Annotated in this window: 19 protein-coding genes; 15 read left to right on the top strand and 4 right to left on the bottom strand. The window is 28.9% G+C overall.

The genetic code is table 11. The features are described 5' to 3' along the window. Positions 1–439 precede the first annotated feature (439 nt). Positions 440–1,150, bottom strand: coding sequence for an AraC family transcriptional regulator (locus tag PZA12_RS17635; RefSeq protein ID WP_078116634.1), 711 nt, complete (start codon positions 1,148–1,150; stop codon positions 440–442). 216 nt (positions 1,151–1,366) lie between these two features. Then, on the bottom strand, positions 1,367–2,086 hold the full coding sequence (locus tag PZA12_RS17630) for a helix-turn-helix domain-containing protein (protein WP_243156841.1): 720 nt from the start codon (positions 2,084–2,086) through the stop codon (positions 1,367–1,369). 694 nt (positions 2,087–2,780) lie between these two features. Between PZA12_RS17630 and PZA12_RS17625 the strand changes: the two genes are divergently transcribed. The 3 genes from PZA12_RS17625 (at position 2,781) to PZA12_RS17615 (ending at position 5,478) form a co-directional block, all read left to right on the top strand. Then, positions 2,781–3,803 (top strand): zinc-binding alcohol dehydrogenase family protein, encoded by a 1,023-nt coding sequence (locus PZA12_RS17625; protein WP_078116632.1) that lies wholly within the window; start codon positions 2,781–2,783, stop codon positions 3,801–3,803. 174 nt (positions 3,804–3,977) lie between these two features. After that, the gene (gene yiaK, locus PZA12_RS17620; protein WP_078116631.1) at positions 3,978–4,985 is read left to right on the top strand and encodes a 3-dehydro-L-gulonate 2-dehydrogenase; all 1,008 of its coding nucleotides are present in this window, start codon (positions 3,978–3,980) and stop codon (positions 4,983–4,985) included. 19 nt (positions 4,986–5,004) lie between these two features. Then, the gene (locus tag PZA12_RS17615) at positions 5,005–5,478 is read left to right on the top strand and encodes a YhcH/YjgK/YiaL family protein (protein ID WP_078116630.1); all 474 of its coding nucleotides are present in this window, start codon (positions 5,005–5,007) and stop codon (positions 5,476–5,478) included. A 300-nt stretch (positions 5,479–5,778) separates the two neighbouring features. Here the strand turns inward: PZA12_RS17615 and PZA12_RS17610 are convergent, their stop codons facing one another. Further along, positions 5,779–6,672, bottom strand: coding sequence for an AraC family transcriptional regulator (locus PZA12_RS17610; RefSeq protein ID WP_078116629.1), 894 nt, complete (start codon positions 6,670–6,672; stop codon positions 5,779–5,781). Positions 6,673–6,835: 163 nt separating this feature from the next. Here PZA12_RS17610 and PZA12_RS17605 point away from each other — a divergent pair, with 163 nt between their 5' ends. The 3 genes from PZA12_RS17605 to PZA12_RS17595 all read left to right on the top strand — a co-directional run bounded on the left by PZA12_RS17605 (position 6,836) and on the right by PZA12_RS17595 (position 9,186). Next, complete coding sequence (locus tag PZA12_RS17605) at positions 6,836–8,083, top strand: MFS transporter (protein ID WP_078116628.1); 1,248 nt, start codon at positions 6,836–6,838, stop codon at positions 8,081–8,083. Positions 8,084–8,119: 36 nt separating this feature from the next. Continuing rightward, on the top strand, positions 8,120–8,734 hold the full coding sequence (locus PZA12_RS17600) for a sugar O-acetyltransferase (RefSeq protein WP_077839914.1): 615 nt from the start codon (positions 8,120–8,122) through the stop codon (positions 8,732–8,734). A 62-nt stretch (positions 8,735–8,796) separates the two neighbouring features. After that, positions 8,797–9,186 carry a VOC family protein gene (locus PZA12_RS17595; protein WP_017210922.1) on the top strand — a complete coding sequence of 130 codons (390 nt, stop codon included), beginning with the start codon at positions 8,797–8,799 and terminating at the stop codon, positions 9,184–9,186. Positions 9,187–9,482: 296 nt separating this feature from the next. Here PZA12_RS17595 and PZA12_RS17590 read toward each other — a convergent pair whose 3' ends face one another. After that, on the bottom strand, positions 9,483–9,599 hold the full coding sequence (locus tag PZA12_RS17590) for a putative holin-like toxin (protein WP_241407488.1): 117 nt from the start codon (positions 9,597–9,599) through the stop codon (positions 9,483–9,485). Between the two features lie 239 nt (positions 9,600–9,838). On the opposite strand from PZA12_RS17590, the gene PZA12_RS17585 reads away from it, so the two are divergent. The 9 genes from PZA12_RS17585 (at position 9,839) to PZA12_RS17545 (ending at position 17,301) form a co-directional block, all read left to right on the top strand. After that, a complete protein-coding gene (locus tag PZA12_RS17585) occupies positions 9,839–10,678 on the top strand; it encodes a helix-turn-helix domain-containing protein (RefSeq protein ID WP_078116627.1) in 840 nt (279 codons plus the stop codon). Next, positions 10,671–11,612, top strand: coding sequence for a DMT family transporter (locus PZA12_RS17580; protein WP_078116626.1), 942 nt, complete (start codon positions 10,671–10,673; stop codon positions 11,610–11,612). Before PZA12_RS17585 ends, PZA12_RS17580 begins: the two co-directional genes overlap by 8 nt. Positions 11,613–11,780: 168 nt before the next feature. Then, on the top strand, positions 11,781–12,203 hold the full coding sequence (locus PZA12_RS17575) for a cytidine deaminase (protein WP_078116625.1): 423 nt from the start codon (positions 11,781–11,783) through the stop codon (positions 12,201–12,203). A gap of 325 nt (positions 12,204–12,528) precedes the next feature. After that, positions 12,529–13,488, top strand: a complete 960-nt coding sequence (locus PZA12_RS17570) for a helix-turn-helix domain-containing protein (RefSeq protein ID WP_103697781.1) — start codon at positions 12,529–12,531, stop codon at positions 13,486–13,488. A 233-nt stretch (positions 13,489–13,721) separates the two neighbouring features. Beyond that, a complete protein-coding gene (locus PZA12_RS17565; protein ID WP_078116623.1) occupies positions 13,722–14,552 on the top strand; it encodes an ATP-binding cassette domain-containing protein in 831 nt (276 codons plus the stop codon). Between the two features lie 14 nt (positions 14,553–14,566). After that, positions 14,567–15,271, top strand: coding sequence for a hypothetical protein (locus tag PZA12_RS17560; protein WP_103697780.1), 705 nt, complete (start codon positions 14,567–14,569; stop codon positions 15,269–15,271). A 15-nt stretch (positions 15,272–15,286) separates the two neighbouring features. After that, complete coding sequence (locus PZA12_RS17555; protein ID WP_077869119.1) at positions 15,287–15,823, top strand: GNAT family N-acetyltransferase; 537 nt, start codon at positions 15,287–15,289, stop codon at positions 15,821–15,823. A gap of 71 nt (positions 15,824–15,894) precedes the next feature. Continuing rightward, the gene (locus PZA12_RS17550) at positions 15,895–16,380 is read left to right on the top strand and encodes a DUF6790 family protein (RefSeq protein WP_103697779.1); all 486 of its coding nucleotides are present in this window, start codon (positions 15,895–15,897) and stop codon (positions 16,378–16,380) included. 162 nt (positions 16,381–16,542) lie between these two features. Beyond that, positions 16,543–17,301 carry a peptidase MA family metallohydrolase gene (locus tag PZA12_RS17545; protein WP_103697778.1) on the top strand — a complete coding sequence of 253 codons (759 nt, stop codon included), beginning with the start codon at positions 16,543–16,545 and terminating at the stop codon, positions 17,299–17,301. Positions 17,302–17,327 lie beyond the last annotated feature (26 nt).

The raw sequence follows: 17,327 nt of genomic DNA, 5'->3' as shown, positions 1-17,327 counted from the left end.
AGTTATTAAAACTTTAAGTTTGTATCTTCATTAGAAATCAAAAATATATTTTCATAGCTTTTCGGAATCAAAATATTTATGATTTCGGTAACTTATCACATAAGTCTAATTATAAATTAGATTTATACTATGAAATATATCCCGACTAGAAATGGGTAATATATTTTTGTGGAATGTTTCATTGGTAATTTTGATGGATGTGATTCTTTGGCTATAAGTTGTTCCAAATGTGCTAGTTCAAAGCTTGTTCTTTGAGGCTAGCATTTTGGGTGCAACTTTATAGCCTTAGAATCACCCATCAGAATTACCTAGAAACTGGAACAAAAGTATGTTATTCATTTCGGCGAGTTATATGCATAAGTTCAGGCCTTAGTTGGGTTATCTATATTATATCGCTTCTGTTAGATAAATCTTTGCTAAAATACAGTTGGTTTTTAGTCTATTCTTTGATGTTTCTTCTAAACTCGGCAGGTGATATTTTTTCTAGGTTTTTAAATACCTTGGTAAATGATGAATTGTGTTCATAGCCAACCATTTGAGAAATTTGCAAAACTGTTAAGTTTGTATTTAAAAGGAGTTCTTTTGCTCTTTTTACTCTTAAATTTTGTATGTATTCAGTAGGAGAGACATTTATATTATTTTTAAACCATTCACTATAATAACTAACGTTGTAATGCTCTATATCTGCTAGCTTTTTTAAATCAATATCTTCGGTAAAATTATCATTAATATATTTAATGGAATTAGGTGAATTTTCAGTAGTAATAAAATTATAAAAGTAGAGGAATAAGTTATTTAGGGAACTAGATGTTTTGTGAACATCAGCTTCATTTAACAATAAATATCTTATTGCCTTCCATTTTTCATCAAACAAAATATCCTGTCCACCACACATTTTTTCCATGTCATATTTGTTGAGCATCTTATCAGGTATATCCAATACTAAGAATTCATTAGTATTATCAGCATTAAAAGTATGTTTGCAATCTGGAGGAAGAAAGAATAATGAATCATCTTTTAAATCTAATTTCTTATAATCAGTTTCTATAGAAAGGGAACCTTTAAGTGGCAAGATAAGTTGTCCATATTCATGAGCATGAGTATTACTTTTAAAACTATATATTCTACGCTCACATTTTATATTATCCAAGAGTATTACTCCTTCCTTTTATTATAATTTACGATTTATATATTAAATTTATTATAACATAAATATGGAGATGCTATCTTAGATACTATACCTCCAATAAGCTATTATGATAATAGTTGGTCATACAATTTGTGATTCATGTTATTTAACAAAACTATTAAATTAAAGAGTTTAGAACTGCTAAGATTTACAACACTGTATATTGCTCTTCTTAAATCATTCCATCGAACTTATGTTAATTGATTTGTATTGAGAAGGAGATACTCCTACATATTTCTTAAAACATTTGCTAAAGTAAAAAATATCATTAAATCCTACTAAATATGAAACATCAGATACTGTGTGACCATCCTTTAGTAAATCTTTTGATTTACGAATTCGTATATCAATTAGATATGAAATAGGAGATTTTCCCGTTACGTTCTTAAAAATATTTTCTAAATAGGATGGGCTTATATTAATGGCCAATGACAGATCATTCAATGTTAACTTATCAGTAAAATGATCTGTCATATACGAAATTACTTTTTCAACTTTACGTATATTATCGTAATTAAAATCGTTTTCGAAATTTCTTTGTAAAAGTAGAGATAAGATTTCTGAAAATATAGATCTACCCTTAATAACTCGATTATGTTTTTCAAATAGCCAGGTTCTTGTGAATTTAGAAAATAAGTCTAACAGATGAGAAAATAAGAACTTATCTTCAATCTTATTTATGCTGGAAAAAGGTAATTCTGCATTACGCAGTTCCCAACTATCACCATTAAAATAAGGTAATGTATATAGGAAATCTATAGTATAACATTTCATTAAGTTATCTGGAAAAGTATATCCTTTACGAGAATCGCCTGGTCTGTAATATACAAGACTTCCTTTAGCAACTTTAAATTCATCGTTATTACATGTTAATACAGCTTCACCATCATAAACCAAAATAATGTTATGTTTATCGTAGATGGGTGAACCTTTGAATTGCCAATTAGGAGTACATTCACGATTGGCCACATATGTAATTTGTGTAAAGATATTTTCGAAATCTTCTATTTTGAATAAGTTAATAAGAATCGCTCCTTTCTAAATGTTATGTTTTTAATTTATGTAGGTAAGTAATTTAAATTATTGACTTATATATGGCTAGTATTCGATCAAGTATTAAATAACTGAGCATGTATAAGTTCTCTATAAGATATAGTAATATAGTACAAATATAATCACATTGTACATGTTTTATGTAATCGAATTAATATACAATATACCTGAAGATAAAGAACATAATATCAGAGTCTAGATAGCTGCTTCTATTATAATTTCTTATTCTATGCTATTGCAATAGTTCTAGAAAAAGTTTCATTAGATTAAATGAAATTATACAAATAATATATGTTTGAAAATCATAAATTAATGTCTGAATTTGTTAATTTTGAAAAGTATGAACTACAAAAGGGCTATCTTAAAAAACTCTTATAAATCAAATATTTAAACGAGGTGATTACAGAACTATTATAAGTTGAAAATGTAAAATTTAAGATAATGATTTAGTATCTTAATAATACGCTGAGTTTTACGAAAACGTTGCCTATTCTTCTGTATTAATTAGAAGCTTGGCTATAAAAAGGGGGAAAGTCTTATGAAAACAGTTATAATTAACAAACCAAATGATTTGCAAATAATAGAAATGGATAAGCCTGTAATAACTGAGCATGATAATGTATTAATAAAAATGAAAGCAGCCGGAATTTGTGGCTCTGATGTTCATATTTATCATGGGCAGAATGCAGCAGCAACTTATCCAAGAGTTATTGGTCATGAAATGGTAGGCGAAGTAGTAGAGGTTGGTAGTAATGCTACTAAGATTAAAGCTGGAGATAGAGTAATTGTAGATCAAGTGGTAAATTGTGGCGAGTGTTATGCATGTAGAAAAGGAAGAGGAAATGTTTGTGCTAACCTAAAGGTAAGAGGAGTACACATTCATGGTGGATATCGTGAGTATATTGCAGTACCAGAATCTGATGTATATATATTACCAGATAATTTATCATATGAAGATGCAGTAATGATTGAGCCTGCTACTATTGCAGTACAAAGTTGTTCAAGAGCAGAACTTACTAAAGAAGATACATTACTTATTCTTGGATGTGGTGCTCTAGGCAGTAGCATATTAAAGATTGCAAGATTAAGTGGTGCCACTATTATAGTAGTAGATGTAGTAGATGAAAAAATAGAAGAAGCGAAGAAAAATGGTGCCACATATGGAATTAATCTTTTAAAAGAAGATGTTGTAGCAAGGGCTAGAGAATTAACTGGAGGATACGGTCCAACAGTTTCTATAGATGCAGCTTGCACAAAAGATTCTCTTGCTACACTTTTAGAATTAACAGGAAATGCAGGTAGAGTAATTACAATGGGATTCTCTATAGAACCAACAGCTGTTACACAATTCAAAATTACTGCAAAAGAATTGGATGTAAGAGGATCTAGATTACAAAATAAAAAGTTCCAGGAGGTTCTTAACTTAGTTGCAGAAGGAAAGTTAGATTTAACAAATAGCATTTCTCATAAATTTAATTTCTTAGATGCACAAAAGGCATTTGATTTCGTAGATAGTAGGGATCCTAGTATTAGAAAAATAGTACTGACTTTTGATAATTAAATGAAATTTATAGAGTAATAACATTGTAAATTAATAAAAAATAAAAGTTTATAAAAAATTATCTAGTGTTAGAAAACTTACACAAGCTATAAAATTATCAAACAAAAGTATTAATTATGTAAAGGTTTAAGTAATGCGAGAATTTACACAAAAAATGAATTGGAGGATTTGTTTATGACAAGAGTATCTTTTGAAACAATGAAAAATGAAATTAAGCGTGTGTTGTTATCAGTTGGAATGGATGAGAAAAAAGCTGATATTTGTGCACAAATTCACACAGAAAGCAGTGCAGATGGAGTTTATTCACACGGGTTAAATCGTGTTAGCAGATTTGTTGATTACGCAAAAAAAGGGTGGGTTGATGTTAATGCGGAGCCTACTTTGGTAAATAAATTTTCTTCAGTAGAAAACTACGATGGAAATATGGGGCCAGGAATACTTAATGCTAAGTTTGCAATGAATCGTGCAATGGAAATAGCTTCAAGTCAGGGAATTGGACTTGTTACTCTAAAAAATACAACTCACTGGATGAGAGGCGGAACATATGGATGGGATGCTGCTAATAAAGGGTATATAGGTATTTTGTGGACAAACACAGAATCTTGTATGCCTGCATGGGGAGCTAAAAGCACTTGTGTAGGAAATAATCCTTTTATTATGGCAGTTCCAAGAGAAAAGGGGAATATCGTTCTAGATATGGCTATGTCTCAATATTCTTATGGGAAATTACAAGTTACACGATTAAAAAATGAATTGCTTCCTTTCCCTGGAGGATTTGATAAAGAGGGCAATTTAACTTCAGAACCAGGGCCAATTGAAGAAAGTATGAGAATATTACCTATGGGTTACTGGAAAGGATCAGGGTTTTCGATATTATTAGATGTAATATCAGCTGTAATATCAGGTGGATTAGCTACTGCTGAAATAGATAAAGTTCAAAAAGGAAGCTGTGGAAGTTGCAATCAGGTATTTATTGCAATAGACCCATATAAAATATTAGGAAAAGAGCAGGTTGAACAATTACTTGACAACACTGTAGAATATATTAAATCGGCTCAACCAACAAAAGATGGTGGAGAAATATATTATCCTGGAGAAAATTCAAAGAATAAAAGAGAAGATCAAATGAAAAATGGAATTATTGTAGATGACGGTGTTTGGAATGAATTGTTAAATTTATAGATGAAGGAGTGATTATAAAATGATATTTGGAGATTTGAATCATTTAGAAATTGAAAAGAATATATATCCAGCAGCAATAGTTAAAGCTCTTGAGTTTTTAAAAAATACTAATTTTAGTGCATTAGAAAATGGAACCTATGAAATTCAAGGAAACGAAATTTTTGCAAAGGTATTTGAAACAGAAACTGCGCTTTTGGATGAAAGAAAGCCAGAAACGCATGGTAAATTTATAGATATACAATATTCTCTTGAGGGCAAAGAGATTATTGGGTTTGCTAGAAAGACAGGAGAGCAGAAAGTTAGTGACAATCTATTAGAGAAAGATGATAATGTCTTTTATGAAAATGATATTAAAGATGAAATCTATTTAAAAATGAATCCTGGTACTTTTGCTATATTTTTTCCTTATGATGTCCATAGACCTGCATGTAATTATGAAAAAAATGAAAAGATAAGAAAAGTAGTAATCAAAGTATCGGTAAATTGTGTGTAGCACTAATGATATAAATAATGTCTGAAATTATAAAAATAAAACAGACCATAGAGGATTAAAATCTGTTAATTGAAGATTAAATGGTAGAATAAAGTCAAAAAGAGTTATATAAAAAGTAGACAAATTCTATCTTCCTAATAAGTTACTGTATTAAAAGGTATTAAAGATCAAGGAGGATAGGATGTCTACACAAAAATATGTACCAACATTTCTTATTTACAGATGAGGGGAATGGAATGCCAACTTTCAGAATATTTCTCTGACTACAATGTTTTCCTCATCATGTACTAATCTTTTTTATCATAAAATATTAAATTTCTTTTTTCTGTATTCTGAAGGAGTACACCCTATTGTTTTATGAAATATTTCCGTAAAATAGCTTGAGCCTGTAAATCCACATTGAAGTGCTATTTCAGTAACTGAAAGGGAAGAAATCTTTAGGAGTTCAATACTCTTTTCTAGACGATATTCTGTTAAATAGGAAACAGGAGTCTTATTCAAAATGAGCTTAAAAATATCACAACAGCTACTACGACATACATTTCCAGCAGCAGCAATCTCATTTAAAGTGATTCTTTTTTGATAATTTTTCTGTATATATCCTGTCATATTATGCATAGCTTCAAGTTTTTTATCATTAGCTGTTTCTTGAATGGAAATGCTATCTTTTATATTGTTATAAAGGCTAAAACATATTGTATTAAAAAGGCTCATTACATATAATTCAAATCCATCTTTTTGTTCATTACATAATTCATAAATGTTTTTCAAAATTTCAATCAAGTTTCTTTGCCAAGTGATTTCGGGATGAAATATAAAAAATGGATTGGATGTGTCTTCACATACTGGCAGTATATAAGTTTCCTTGATTCTTGTAATGCTAGAAATAAGGGATGGGGGAAACAAAATACATATAAAATTACAATCAGAACCATCAGCAGAATATCCATAATGCATCTGCTCAGAATTTATAAAAATTGCCTGCCCTTCTTGTAATTCATAGCTCTTACCATTTACAGAATAAGACATTTTACCATTTAAAAGTAAGATGAATTCCCAGTCAGTATGCCAATGGTTAGAAGCAGCCATAGCTGGATAGTCTGAAAGCAAAGACTTTTTTGCACGAATAGGAAAATCCGCGAAGTTATAAGATACAACTTCTGAGTTATCATTTAATAGTGTCATCTTTAACATAGTTTCCCCTCCAAACGGTATGAATATCAATTAATATACTATTGTTATAAAAATATAGCTTATTCTTATATTTTTATTAGTTGTTATGGAATATTATTATAATATAGACAGGCTCATAAAGCAATTTGAAAATGGCAAATATTCAAAAGGTGGAAAAAGAGATATGAAAATCAAAAGACTAAACTTAGATAAAGCAAATATAGTATTTATTGGACTTGTTATAATAAATATATGTACATCCTACCTTGTTAGCAGCACAGGAATTTATGCGGCTACAGCTTTTCGTGAATATGGCAGGATAGATTTGTTTAATGCTATGTTTGTAATAGAACCACTAGCAAGAAGCATATCATTACTTATGTCTGGTAGAGCAGGAGAATATTTTGGACGTAAACAATTGTATATATGGAGTGTAGGCGCTTTTGCTTTAAGCGTTGGAATTAGTGCAGCAGCATCAAATGGAACTGTATTTCTTATTGCTAGAGGAGCTTCAGGTTTCTTTTGGGGACTATTTTTTGCAAATGTATTTACAATGATAAACGATATAGTATCTGAAGAAGAGTATCCAGTTAGGATTGGAATTATGCAGACAGTTTATTCATTGACGCTCATTTTGGGTCCAGTACTTTGTGGAATATTTACAGAGAGATGGAGTTGGAGGATATCCCTTGCTATACTGTTTCCTTTATTTATAATTGGAATGATATTTGTGGGATTTTTTATGCCAAGAAGTAAAACAAAAAATAGAATCATTATAAAAAGCAGCATAAAGGAATATGATAAAGGAGAAAATCTTCATATAAATGGAAGCAATAAAAAAGAATTATTTATTGTAAAATTACTAAAACAAAAGGGATATTTAACAATTATTTTAATTACTTTTATAGCTACATGCATTTCATGTAGTGGTAATTACATACCACTTTATGCACAGACAGTTTTAAGAGCAAACACTACTATTAGTGCTGTTGTTCTTGCTCCTTGCAATATATTTGTTATGATATTATCGAGTGCCTCTGGCATATATATTTCAAAGAAAGGTTGTACAAAGGCAATTTTTATACTGATGTCAGGCGCTATTTTGATAGGAACACTTATTTATGTATTAACATTGTTTATATCAAGTTACTTTGTGATCATATTATCTACTGCAATTATTGGTATTGGAGTTGGAATACATCAAGTTGTTCCATTTGCGTTTGCACAGAGGCATTTAGATGATAAACTAATTGCAGAAGGAATATCATTTATTAGCTTTGTACAAGGCATTGCAGGAGTTATTGCAGGAATGATATATTCAGCAACAATGAGAAATGGAATAGCATTTTCATTGGCATTTACAGTTGTGTATAGTGTTTCTTTAATATTAATTGCTATATTTAAATACAAAGTACCTCAAGGTGAAGAATAAAATAATTATATAGATAAAGAAAAGGGGAATAGAAAGATGAATCAAAAGGAAAGAATGCTAGCAGGATTACCATATAAAGCTTGGTTAGATGGACTTGGTGAAGAAAGAATGGAAAATAAGCTAAAAATACATGAATATAATTTACTTCGTCCAGATGAAATGAATAGAATGGAGGAACTTATTAAAGATATTCTAGGTAAGACTGGTGATAAAGTTTGCATAGAGCAGCCATTTCACTGTGATTATGGTAAAAATATTGAAGTGGGCAATAACTTTTTTGCTAATTATAACTGCACGATATTAGATGTAGGGAAGGTAATAATAGGTGAGAATGTTTTGTTTGCACCTAATGTATCAATTTATACTGCTGGGCATCCAATTCATCCAGAGTCAAGAAATTCGGGTTATGAGTATGGAATTGACGTTATAATTGGAGATAACGTGTGGGTAGGTGGAAGTGTTGTAATAAATCCAGGTGTTAAAATAGGGAATAATGTTGTAATTGGTTCTGGAAGTGTAGTGACTAAAGACATTCCAGATAATGTGATAGCAGTAGGAAATCCATGTAAGGTTGTACGCGAGATTACAGAAGAAGACCGCAAATATTATTATAAAAACAATGAGTTCGATGTTGATGATTACAACGTTTAATTAAATTTAATAAATTAGCGCAGAAATTTAAAGTTAATACTAAAGGTAAAGGAAGTGTAAATATGAAAATTGAACATGTGGCTATATGGACTAAGGATATAGAAAAATTAAGAGACTTTTATGTTACTTATTTTGAAGGAGTTGCTGGAGATAAATATACTAATCATAAAAAACAATTTGAATCATATTTTATTAAATTTGATTCAGGAGCAAGACTTGAAGTTATGCAGATGCCAACAATTCCTTCAAATTTAAATGATACTATTAATCAATATATTGGATTAATTCATATTGCCATTTCTGTTGGCAGTGTTGAAAAAGTTAATAATCTTACTGAGTCATTAAGAAATGCAGGTTATGAAGTAGTAAGTGAACCTCGCTATACTGGAGATGGATATTATGAAAGTTGTATTTTGGATCCAGATGGGAATAGAATAGAAATAACTGAGTAAGACTAATAACTTTAGTAAATATAATAATATACAGGATCCTTTACAGAGGTAATTTTCAATAAAAATATGTGTTTATTTTTTAGTGAAAATTGATATAATATAAGTAAGAGTCTAAATCTATGATTTATTTAATAAAACTTGCATATAGTGTAAGGAAATAGTATAAAAATGAAAATAGTGAAAAACATACTGCAATATGCTTTTCACTATAGTATATAATTCTAGTTGCTTAGGCAACTGGTATCACTAAGATTTTTATTTAAAAAATAGTAGCCTTCCAATTGAACCTGGGGCTACTATTTTTTTGAGATTTTTTCTATAAGAACCACTATCAATGTTAACAGCGATATTAAGAATAATCCACCTTGAAATAGTAATGTTAAAACGTCATTACTGATAAGTATCACCTCCATTCAAAAAAAGAGGTAAGTGATACCAGTAGCCCACAAAACTATTGAATTATACATGGAAATTATATCATAATATTTAAAAGGTTTCCATATGAGCGGTGGCAAGAATATATAAAAATCTATTATTGTACATATTAATTTCTGAAATCATGGTAAATAAAAAGTTGAACAACATCATACAAGAACTATTTTAATTTCTATGATATTCTTAGAAAATAGACATAAGGAAAGGAGGAAAATAGATGTTAAACGAAGTTAGGACTGTTTGTTTTGATACAGAGCTAAGCATAGAGGCTTATAACTTTAAAGGTATCATGCAGAAGTTTCCAAATCACTTTCACGACTATTATGTTATTGGATTTATTGAGAATGGGAAAAGATATTTGTCTTGCAAAAATAAGCAGTACATTATAGAAACAGGGGATTTAATAGTGTTCAATCCTGGTGATATTCATACATGCGAACAAATTGATGACAGGGCGCTTGATTATAGGTGCATTAATATTAAGAAAGATGTTATGAAAAAAATCACATTTGAAATAACAGGAAAAGAATATCTGCCTAATTTTATGGAATTTGTTTTATTCCGTAATGAACTTACATCTTCTTTAAAAGAGTTACATCTTATGATAATGGAGGAGGAGAGGAATTTAAAAAAAGAGGAATTGTTTCTATTCATAATTGAGCAATTGATAAGGGAATATTCAAATCCAGTTTCTGAAATGACTATACAGGAAGCTAGTGTGGAAATTAAGACAGTGTGTGATTATCTAGAAAATAATTATATGGAAAATATCACATTAAATCAATTAAGCAATTTAACTGGATTAAGTAAATATTATTTGTTACATTCTTTTACTAAGCAAAAGGGAATATCACCATATAATTATCTTCAAACAATTAGGATTAGTAAGGCGAAAAAAATGCTGGAACAAGGAGTTACTCCAATAGAAGTAGCATTCAAAACAGGATTCACAGACCAAAGTCATTTTACAAACTTTTTTAAAAAGTTGATTGGATTAACGCCAAAGCAGTATATGAATATTTTTATTAATAGATGTAGGAGTAAAGAAAATGAGTAATAACAAAGTTAGGGCAGGTCATTTATCAGCAGTTATGACAATATTAATTTGGGGGACAACCTTTATTTCAACTAAAGTATTATTAAAAGATTTTACACCAATTGAAATTTTAATCTTTAGATTTATAATTGGATATCTTACATTGCTTTGCATATGCCCATATCATATAAAAAAGGCTAAATTGAAACAAGAACTTTATTTCGCAGCAGCTGGGTTAGCAGGAGTAACCTTGTATTTCCTTTGTGAAAATATCGCATTGAACTATACCCTTGCAACTAATGTAGGTGTAATTATTTCAATTGCTCCATTTTTTACAGCTGTTTTTGCTAATCTGTTTTTAGATAATGAAAAGTTAACATCATACTTTTTCATTGGACTTACAATAGCAATAATAGGGATACTTCTTATCGAGTTTAACGGAAAATTTGTTTTAAAATTAAATCCATTTGGTGATATATTAGCAATACTTGCTGCTATTTTATGGGCGGTTTATTCTGTTGTCATGAAGAAAATTAGTCAATTTCAATATAATACCATTATCTGTACTCGCAAAGTATTTTTCTATGGATTAATTTTTATGATACCTGCCATATTTATTTGTGATTTTAAGCTTCAATTATATAGATTTACTAACGTATCAAATCTAATGAATATCCTATATTTAGGTTTTGGAGCATCTGCATTATGCTTTGTAACTTGGAATTGGTCAGTTAAGATTTTGGGAGTAGTGAAAACAAGCATATATATTTATATGGTACCTGTAATAACCGCTGCTTCATCTGCTGTTATTTTACATGAGAAAATAACCTTTATTTCAATTATAGGAATTATCTTAACATTATTAGGGCTATTTATTTCTGATGGAAAACAGATTATAAGATTTAGGAGAGAAGTAGAAGATGTAGGAGCAAAATACAAAGAAAATGCACTATAACAATGTTTCTACTTTCAGTGAAGTATTGCATAAGTCTAAGTTAAGAGTTGAGTATCTATATTAAATCATATTAAATTATATTTACATGCTTGTATAATAGTGGTACAATTTAATTCCTTAATATATAGTAATATATTGGAATTTTAAAGAAAGGTTTGGTAATAAAATATGATAGATGCAAAAGTATTGATAGAAAAAGCATTTGAGGCACAAAAGTTTTGTTATACTCCATACTCTAATTTTAATGTAGGTGCGGCTTTACTTTGTGATGATGGAACAATATATCAGGGCTGTAATATAGAAAATGCAGCATTTACACCAACAAACTGTGCAGAAAGAACAGCTTTCTTTAAAGCAATTTCTGAAGGGAAAAAAGAATTTATTGCAATAGCAGTAGTAGGAAATAAAAAAGGGGTAAAACCTGGTGAAGGAGATTTTTGTGCACCTTGTGCAGTATGTAGGCAAGTTATGGCAGAGTTCTGTGATCTAAAGACTTTTAAAATAATTATTGCTAAAAGCACAGAAGAATATTTAGAACATACATTAGAAGAAATTCTACCTTTAGCATTTACTGGTAAAAATTTGAAATAGAATTATTAATATTATATAAGTCCTAAATAATATAGTTCATCCTTTATTTTTAATGAAATATGTATTAGAACTGCAAAATAATTATTTATATATAAAGCTGTACCCAACAGAGAATATAAGTTTTCTGTTGGGTTTATTTTATTGTTCAATATATGCTATTGTCAGGCTATTCTTTGATTATTACAAATTCATTTACTTATTTGTAATAAGTAAATAGATTTATACAACAATTTCAATTTATCATTATTATAGCAAAAGTGGAACAACAATAAATAAGTAATAGATTTATAATATAATTACCACGTGGAATTAAGGGGGGAGAGCATTGAAATATAATGAGGTTATTCTTTTATGTCTTCAATATATTGAAGATAATATTACAGAAAAGCTAACAGTAGAATGCATTTCTAAAAAAATGGGATATTCAACATATCATTTCTCAAGGATATTTAGGGAACAAATGAGTGTATCTCTTATGGAGTATGTAAAGGATAGAAAACTTTTTAGGGCTACTGAAGATATTATGCTAGGAAAAAGAATACTAGATGTTGCAATTGAGTATGGATATGAAACTCATAGTGGATTTACGAAAGCTTTTAGAAGAAAATATGGCTTTTCACCTACATTTATTCATGCTATTTATATTCAAAGATTATTTGAAGGCGGTGATTTTTATATGAAGCAAAATAAAGTATATGAAAGCGCGAATATATATTTAAAAGGGACTGAAAATTATAAAGAACCAAAAGAATTATATAGTTTTTTAATTGAAACTATTAGAAGTAATAAAATATTTGATGATTTCAAAATGTTAGAAAAGGCATATAATTTAGCTTTATCAGCTCATAAAGGTCAAAAGAGAAAATCAGGTGAAGATTATGTCACACATGCTATCAATGTTGCGATCATATTAGCTGAAATGGAGGCTGATGAAGAAACAATTATAGCAGGTTTATTGCATGACATAATTGAAGAAAAAACTGGAGTGACATTAAAAGAAGTAGAAGAAAGTTTCTCAGTAAAAATTGCAAAGATGATAGATGATGTAACTAATTTTAATGACAGATATTCAAAGATAATAAATAAAGAATCCTTTGATGAGCATGCTATTATGATAAAATTAGCAGATCGTCTTCATAATATGAGGACAATAGAATTTATGGATTCACAAAGATGGAATGAAAAGGCTAAAGAAACTATAGAGATATTTTTCCCAATTGCAGCTAAATTTAATAATTCAAAATTGAAAACTGAATTGGATAATTTAGCATTAAAATATGTCTAAAATATAGATCATAAGAAATAGGACAAATTCCAAAATAGTAGAGCCAATTAGTGGAGCTACTATTTTAGAATTTATATAACATGGTATATTTAATAAATGGTTATATCGAACCATTATAAATTAAGCTTTAAATTGTATATTAAATTTATGATTTTGTAATTATTTTTATTATTATGTAAAAAGTGGTATAATACGAAGATGGTCATGCTTATTATGATAAACGGGGGCATATTATGAATATACCAATAATAAAAATAAAAAATTTAGTGAAAAAATATGATGATAGATTAATTTTTGATGATATAAGTTTAGATATAATGAAAGGCGAAAGTATTGCTTTAACGGGGCATAATGGTATGGGGAAAAGCACGTTAATAAAGATTTTGTGCGGTCTTACAAGTATAACTTCTGGTGAGGTTATTCGAGACAAAAATCTTAAATTTAATTATATTCCGGAGAATTTTTCGCAGCTTAATATAAAAGCAGGTGAATATATTAAGCTAATAGGGGAAATAGAAGGAATATCAAAAGATGATTTTTTGAAGAAAACTAATTACTTATATAAGGAGTTTAACTTAGAAAATATGATAAACACTTCTATGAAAAACTTATCTAAAGGAACCCTGCAGAAGATTTCGGTAGTTCAGGCACTTTTGTCAAAACCAGATATTTTGTTATTAGATGAACCACTATCTGGACAGGACAGTGATTCACAAAAAACGTTTATTAGAATGGTAAGAGAGCTTATAAAAGATGGCGTTACAGTAATAATGTCATGTCACGAAGTATTTTTAATAGATCAATTATCTAGTAGAATATTACAGGTTAAAGATTCTAAAATATTCGAAATCAAAAGGACAGATATTAGCTCTGATAAATATGCTTCAATGACTTTTTACAGAAAAGAAGCAGATAAATCCTTTGTAACTCAAAATATTGAGGGTATCTACGATTATCATGAAAATGAAGATTATATAGAATTTAAAACAAAAGTAAGTGAAAGCAATAGGGTTTTAACAGAAATGATCAATAGTGGCTATACTTTAAAGTATTTTGAAAGGTAAAGGGAACGTAACTTATGTTAATATCAGTATTAAAATATAATTTTAAAATGTACATGAAGTCTCATAAATATATAATGCCTTTTTTTATTTTTATAATATATATGGCAATTTCTTATTCCGTAGCATTCCTTGATATTGTAGGCAGCATGGTATCTTCAGCAGCCTTTCTCTTTGCTTTAATGACATGGATTGGTTTTACTTATTGCAGCAATATAGAATTAATTGCGGAAGAAGTTTTAATATTAAAGTTAAAGAGTCATACACGCTACTGGATATCTAAAATTATTTTTATGGGTGTAGTAGGATTATTTTTTTCTACACTGTCTATTGGAATTCCTACTATTTGTAGTGTTTTTAAATATCCTGTTACATTCAGCGATATATTTGTTTCATTTATTATCCACATGTTTTTATCAATAATAGGAGCATTAATTGGAATGCTATTGCAACCAAGAATAATATCAAATAGAAAAATGGCCATACTAGGTGCAATCTTTATTGTATTAATGAGTATAATTAAAGGACCAGTAATTAATGAGGTTCCATATTCAAAATATGTGATGTGGATTTTTCCTCCTATAAATGAAGTTTCAACAGCATATTTAGATCTTATGCATTTTAATATAGCTAATTTAATTATGCCATTAATTATTATGATAATTTATATTTTTATAGAGAGTTTTATATTAATAAAGAGAATGAAAAAAGTATTATTTTAAGATGAGGTGAAAAATATGCTAATAAATACAGAGAGATTAATTATTCGTGATTTTCAACATAAAGATAAAGAAAATTTAATGAAAATCATATGGCAAAAAGATGTAATAAGGTTTATGAAAGACTGGTCTGAAAATAGCACTGTTAAAGGAAGGCTTTCAGGCTACATTGATTGGCTTAAGACACAAAAGGATTCAAAGGATATTTATGAAAATAAAAGATATGCTGTGACATTAAAGGAAACAGATGAGTTAATTGGCATGGTTGGAATGGGATTAGAAGATACACTAAATGAAGTTGAAATGGCATATTTTATAGATGAAGATCATGCTGGAAATGGATATGCAACAGAAGCACTAAGAGCATTGTATGAATGGTGCATAAGCGTATCAGACATTCCATATATGATTCTTACTATCGATTGTGAAAATATTGCGTCATGTAAAGTGGCCGAAAAAGCGCAATTTAAATTGTTTGAGAAAAGAACTCCAATTGGTCACAAACAACCTAATATGGAGAGTGATAGTTACTTCTATTATCGCAAATATCGTTAAATTTCAATCTAAAAGTTATTTACAGATTTATCATTATATACAAAGATTTAAATATAGGAGGGAGAGAATAAATGAAGAAAATTGATTTATATGAAATATCAGTAATTATATTTTTTATACTTCTACCTGTAATTGCGTCTACAGTTAATATTCTAATTAATAAATCTGAAATTGGTCCTTTTAGCTTGATTTTTAAATGGTTTGTTTTCTCTGGAGTTGGATTAAGATTACTTACAGCAGGATTAAAGCAATCAATAAATCCTTCATTTACAGCAAAAGAAATATTTAAAGTAAATGAAGAGAACAGTTTTCGCATTGTTAGGGAAGTTGGGTTTGCGAATATAAGTTTAGGCATGATTGGAATATTATCACTTCCGTTTCCAGAATTTCAATTAACAGCAGCTGTAGCAGGTGGAATATATTTTGGACTAGCAGGTTGCTTACATCTTTTTAGTAAGATGAGAAGAAAAGATGAGATGTTTGCAATGGTTTCTGATTATTTTATATTTTTTATTTTGATGATTCTTATTGTAATTAATTATTTTAAATTTGTATAGAAAGATAGTTAGAATGGTTATGAAACAAATATACAATTCTATAATATTATTGAAAATTTAAAATTAATATATAGAGAAGTTGTATTATTATTGAATAAATATGATTTCTACATAAAGATATGTGTTTATATGTAAAAATATCATTAAAGGGGTAAAATTAAAATGGCAGGAAAAGTAGAGGGATCCTTAGATAATCTAGAAATTAAAAATGTTAATAGAGAGAAAGATTATAAACTAAATTTAAGAAAAGAAACTCAAAATTTCATAATTTGTTATACTCAATTTGATAAAGAATGTATAGATAAAGTCTCTAATGTCCTTGAAGATAACTATAATAGGATTACTAATAACTTAAATATGCAACTTAACGAAAAATTAACTATAGAAATACACCCAGACCATAATGAACTTCATATTGCATTAGGATTTCCAAATGCGCCTGACTGGGTGAGAGGCGGAATTGGGGTGGGGAAAATTGTAATAGCATCACCTTTAAATCCACCACCAGGTTCTGATTTTTATAACGTATTAAATACAGCAGTTCACGAATTTGTACACATGATAGTAAATAAGATAAATGATAATACACCTAGATGGCTAAATGAAGGAATAGCATGTTATGAAGCAAAAGACAATAATGAAAACTGGATAATAAAAACTGTCAAAAATGGATTAGAAAATAATATTATTCCTACATTTAAAGAACTAGATACAGGAGCGGATTTTGAAACTTTTTTTGCACGTAATGGATATCAATACTCATATACCATAGTAGAATCAATAATTAAACTATTTGGGTATGAAAAGTTGCGAAACTTAATAAAGACACCCAATAGTATTGTGGAGATTTTTGGAATGACAGAAGAGGAGCTTCAAGATAAATGGATTGATTATATAAAAGTGAATTACCTGCAAAGGTAGTATAAATAAGAATTTATTTTTAGGAG

The organism is Clostridium beijerinckii (assembly GCF_036699995.1).
Taxonomy (GTDB): domain Bacteria; phylum Bacillota; class Clostridia; order Clostridiales; family Clostridiaceae; genus Clostridium; species Clostridium helianthi.
Note: the sequence above shows the minus strand (reverse complement) of the source record. Positions and strands in the feature narration are given on the sequence as shown.

Excerpts from the sequence above, each read along its gene's own strand:
- PZA12_RS17625 (WP_078116632.1), top strand. The coding sequence starts at position 2,781 with ATGAAAACAGTTATAATTAACAAACCAAATGATTTGCAAATAATAGAA.
- yiaK (WP_078116631.1), top strand. The coding sequence starts at position 3,978 with ATGACAAGAGTATCTTTTGAAACAATGAAAAATGAAATTAAGCGTGTG.
- PZA12_RS17615 (WP_078116630.1), top strand. The coding sequence starts at position 5,005 with ATGATATTTGGAGATTTGAATCATTTAGAAATTGAAAAGAATATATAT.
- PZA12_RS17610 (WP_078116629.1), bottom strand. The coding sequence starts at position 6,672 with ATGTTAAAGATGACACTATTAAATGATAACTCAGAAGTTGTATCTTAT.
- PZA12_RS17605 (WP_078116628.1), top strand. The coding sequence starts at position 6,836 with ATGAAAATCAAAAGACTAAACTTAGATAAAGCAAATATAGTATTTATT.
- PZA12_RS17600 (WP_077839914.1), top strand. The coding sequence starts at position 8,120 with ATGAATCAAAAGGAAAGAATGCTAGCAGGATTACCATATAAAGCTTGG.
- PZA12_RS17595 (WP_017210922.1), top strand. The coding sequence starts at position 8,797 with ATGAAAATTGAACATGTGGCTATATGGACTAAGGATATAGAAAAATTA.
- PZA12_RS17590 (WP_241407488.1), bottom strand. The coding sequence starts at position 9,599 with ATGGAGGTGATACTTATCAGTAATGACGTTTTAACATTACTATTTCAA.
- PZA12_RS17585 (WP_078116627.1), top strand. The coding sequence starts at position 9,839 with ATGTTAAACGAAGTTAGGACTGTTTGTTTTGATACAGAGCTAAGCATA.
- PZA12_RS17580 (WP_078116626.1), top strand. The coding sequence starts at position 10,671 with ATGAGTAATAACAAAGTTAGGGCAGGTCATTTATCAGCAGTTATGACA.
- PZA12_RS17575 (WP_078116625.1), top strand. The coding sequence starts at position 11,781 with ATGATAGATGCAAAAGTATTGATAGAAAAAGCATTTGAGGCACAAAAG.
- PZA12_RS17565 (WP_078116623.1), top strand. The coding sequence starts at position 13,722 with ATGAATATACCAATAATAAAAATAAAAAATTTAGTGAAAAAATATGAT.
- PZA12_RS17560 (WP_103697780.1), top strand. The coding sequence starts at position 14,567 with ATGTTAATATCAGTATTAAAATATAATTTTAAAATGTACATGAAGTCT.
- PZA12_RS17555 (WP_077869119.1), top strand. The coding sequence starts at position 15,287 with ATGCTAATAAATACAGAGAGATTAATTATTCGTGATTTTCAACATAAA.
- PZA12_RS17550 (WP_103697779.1), top strand. The coding sequence starts at position 15,895 with ATGAAGAAAATTGATTTATATGAAATATCAGTAATTATATTTTTTATA.
- PZA12_RS17545 (WP_103697778.1), top strand. The coding sequence starts at position 16,543 with ATGGCAGGAAAAGTAGAGGGATCCTTAGATAATCTAGAAATTAAAAAT.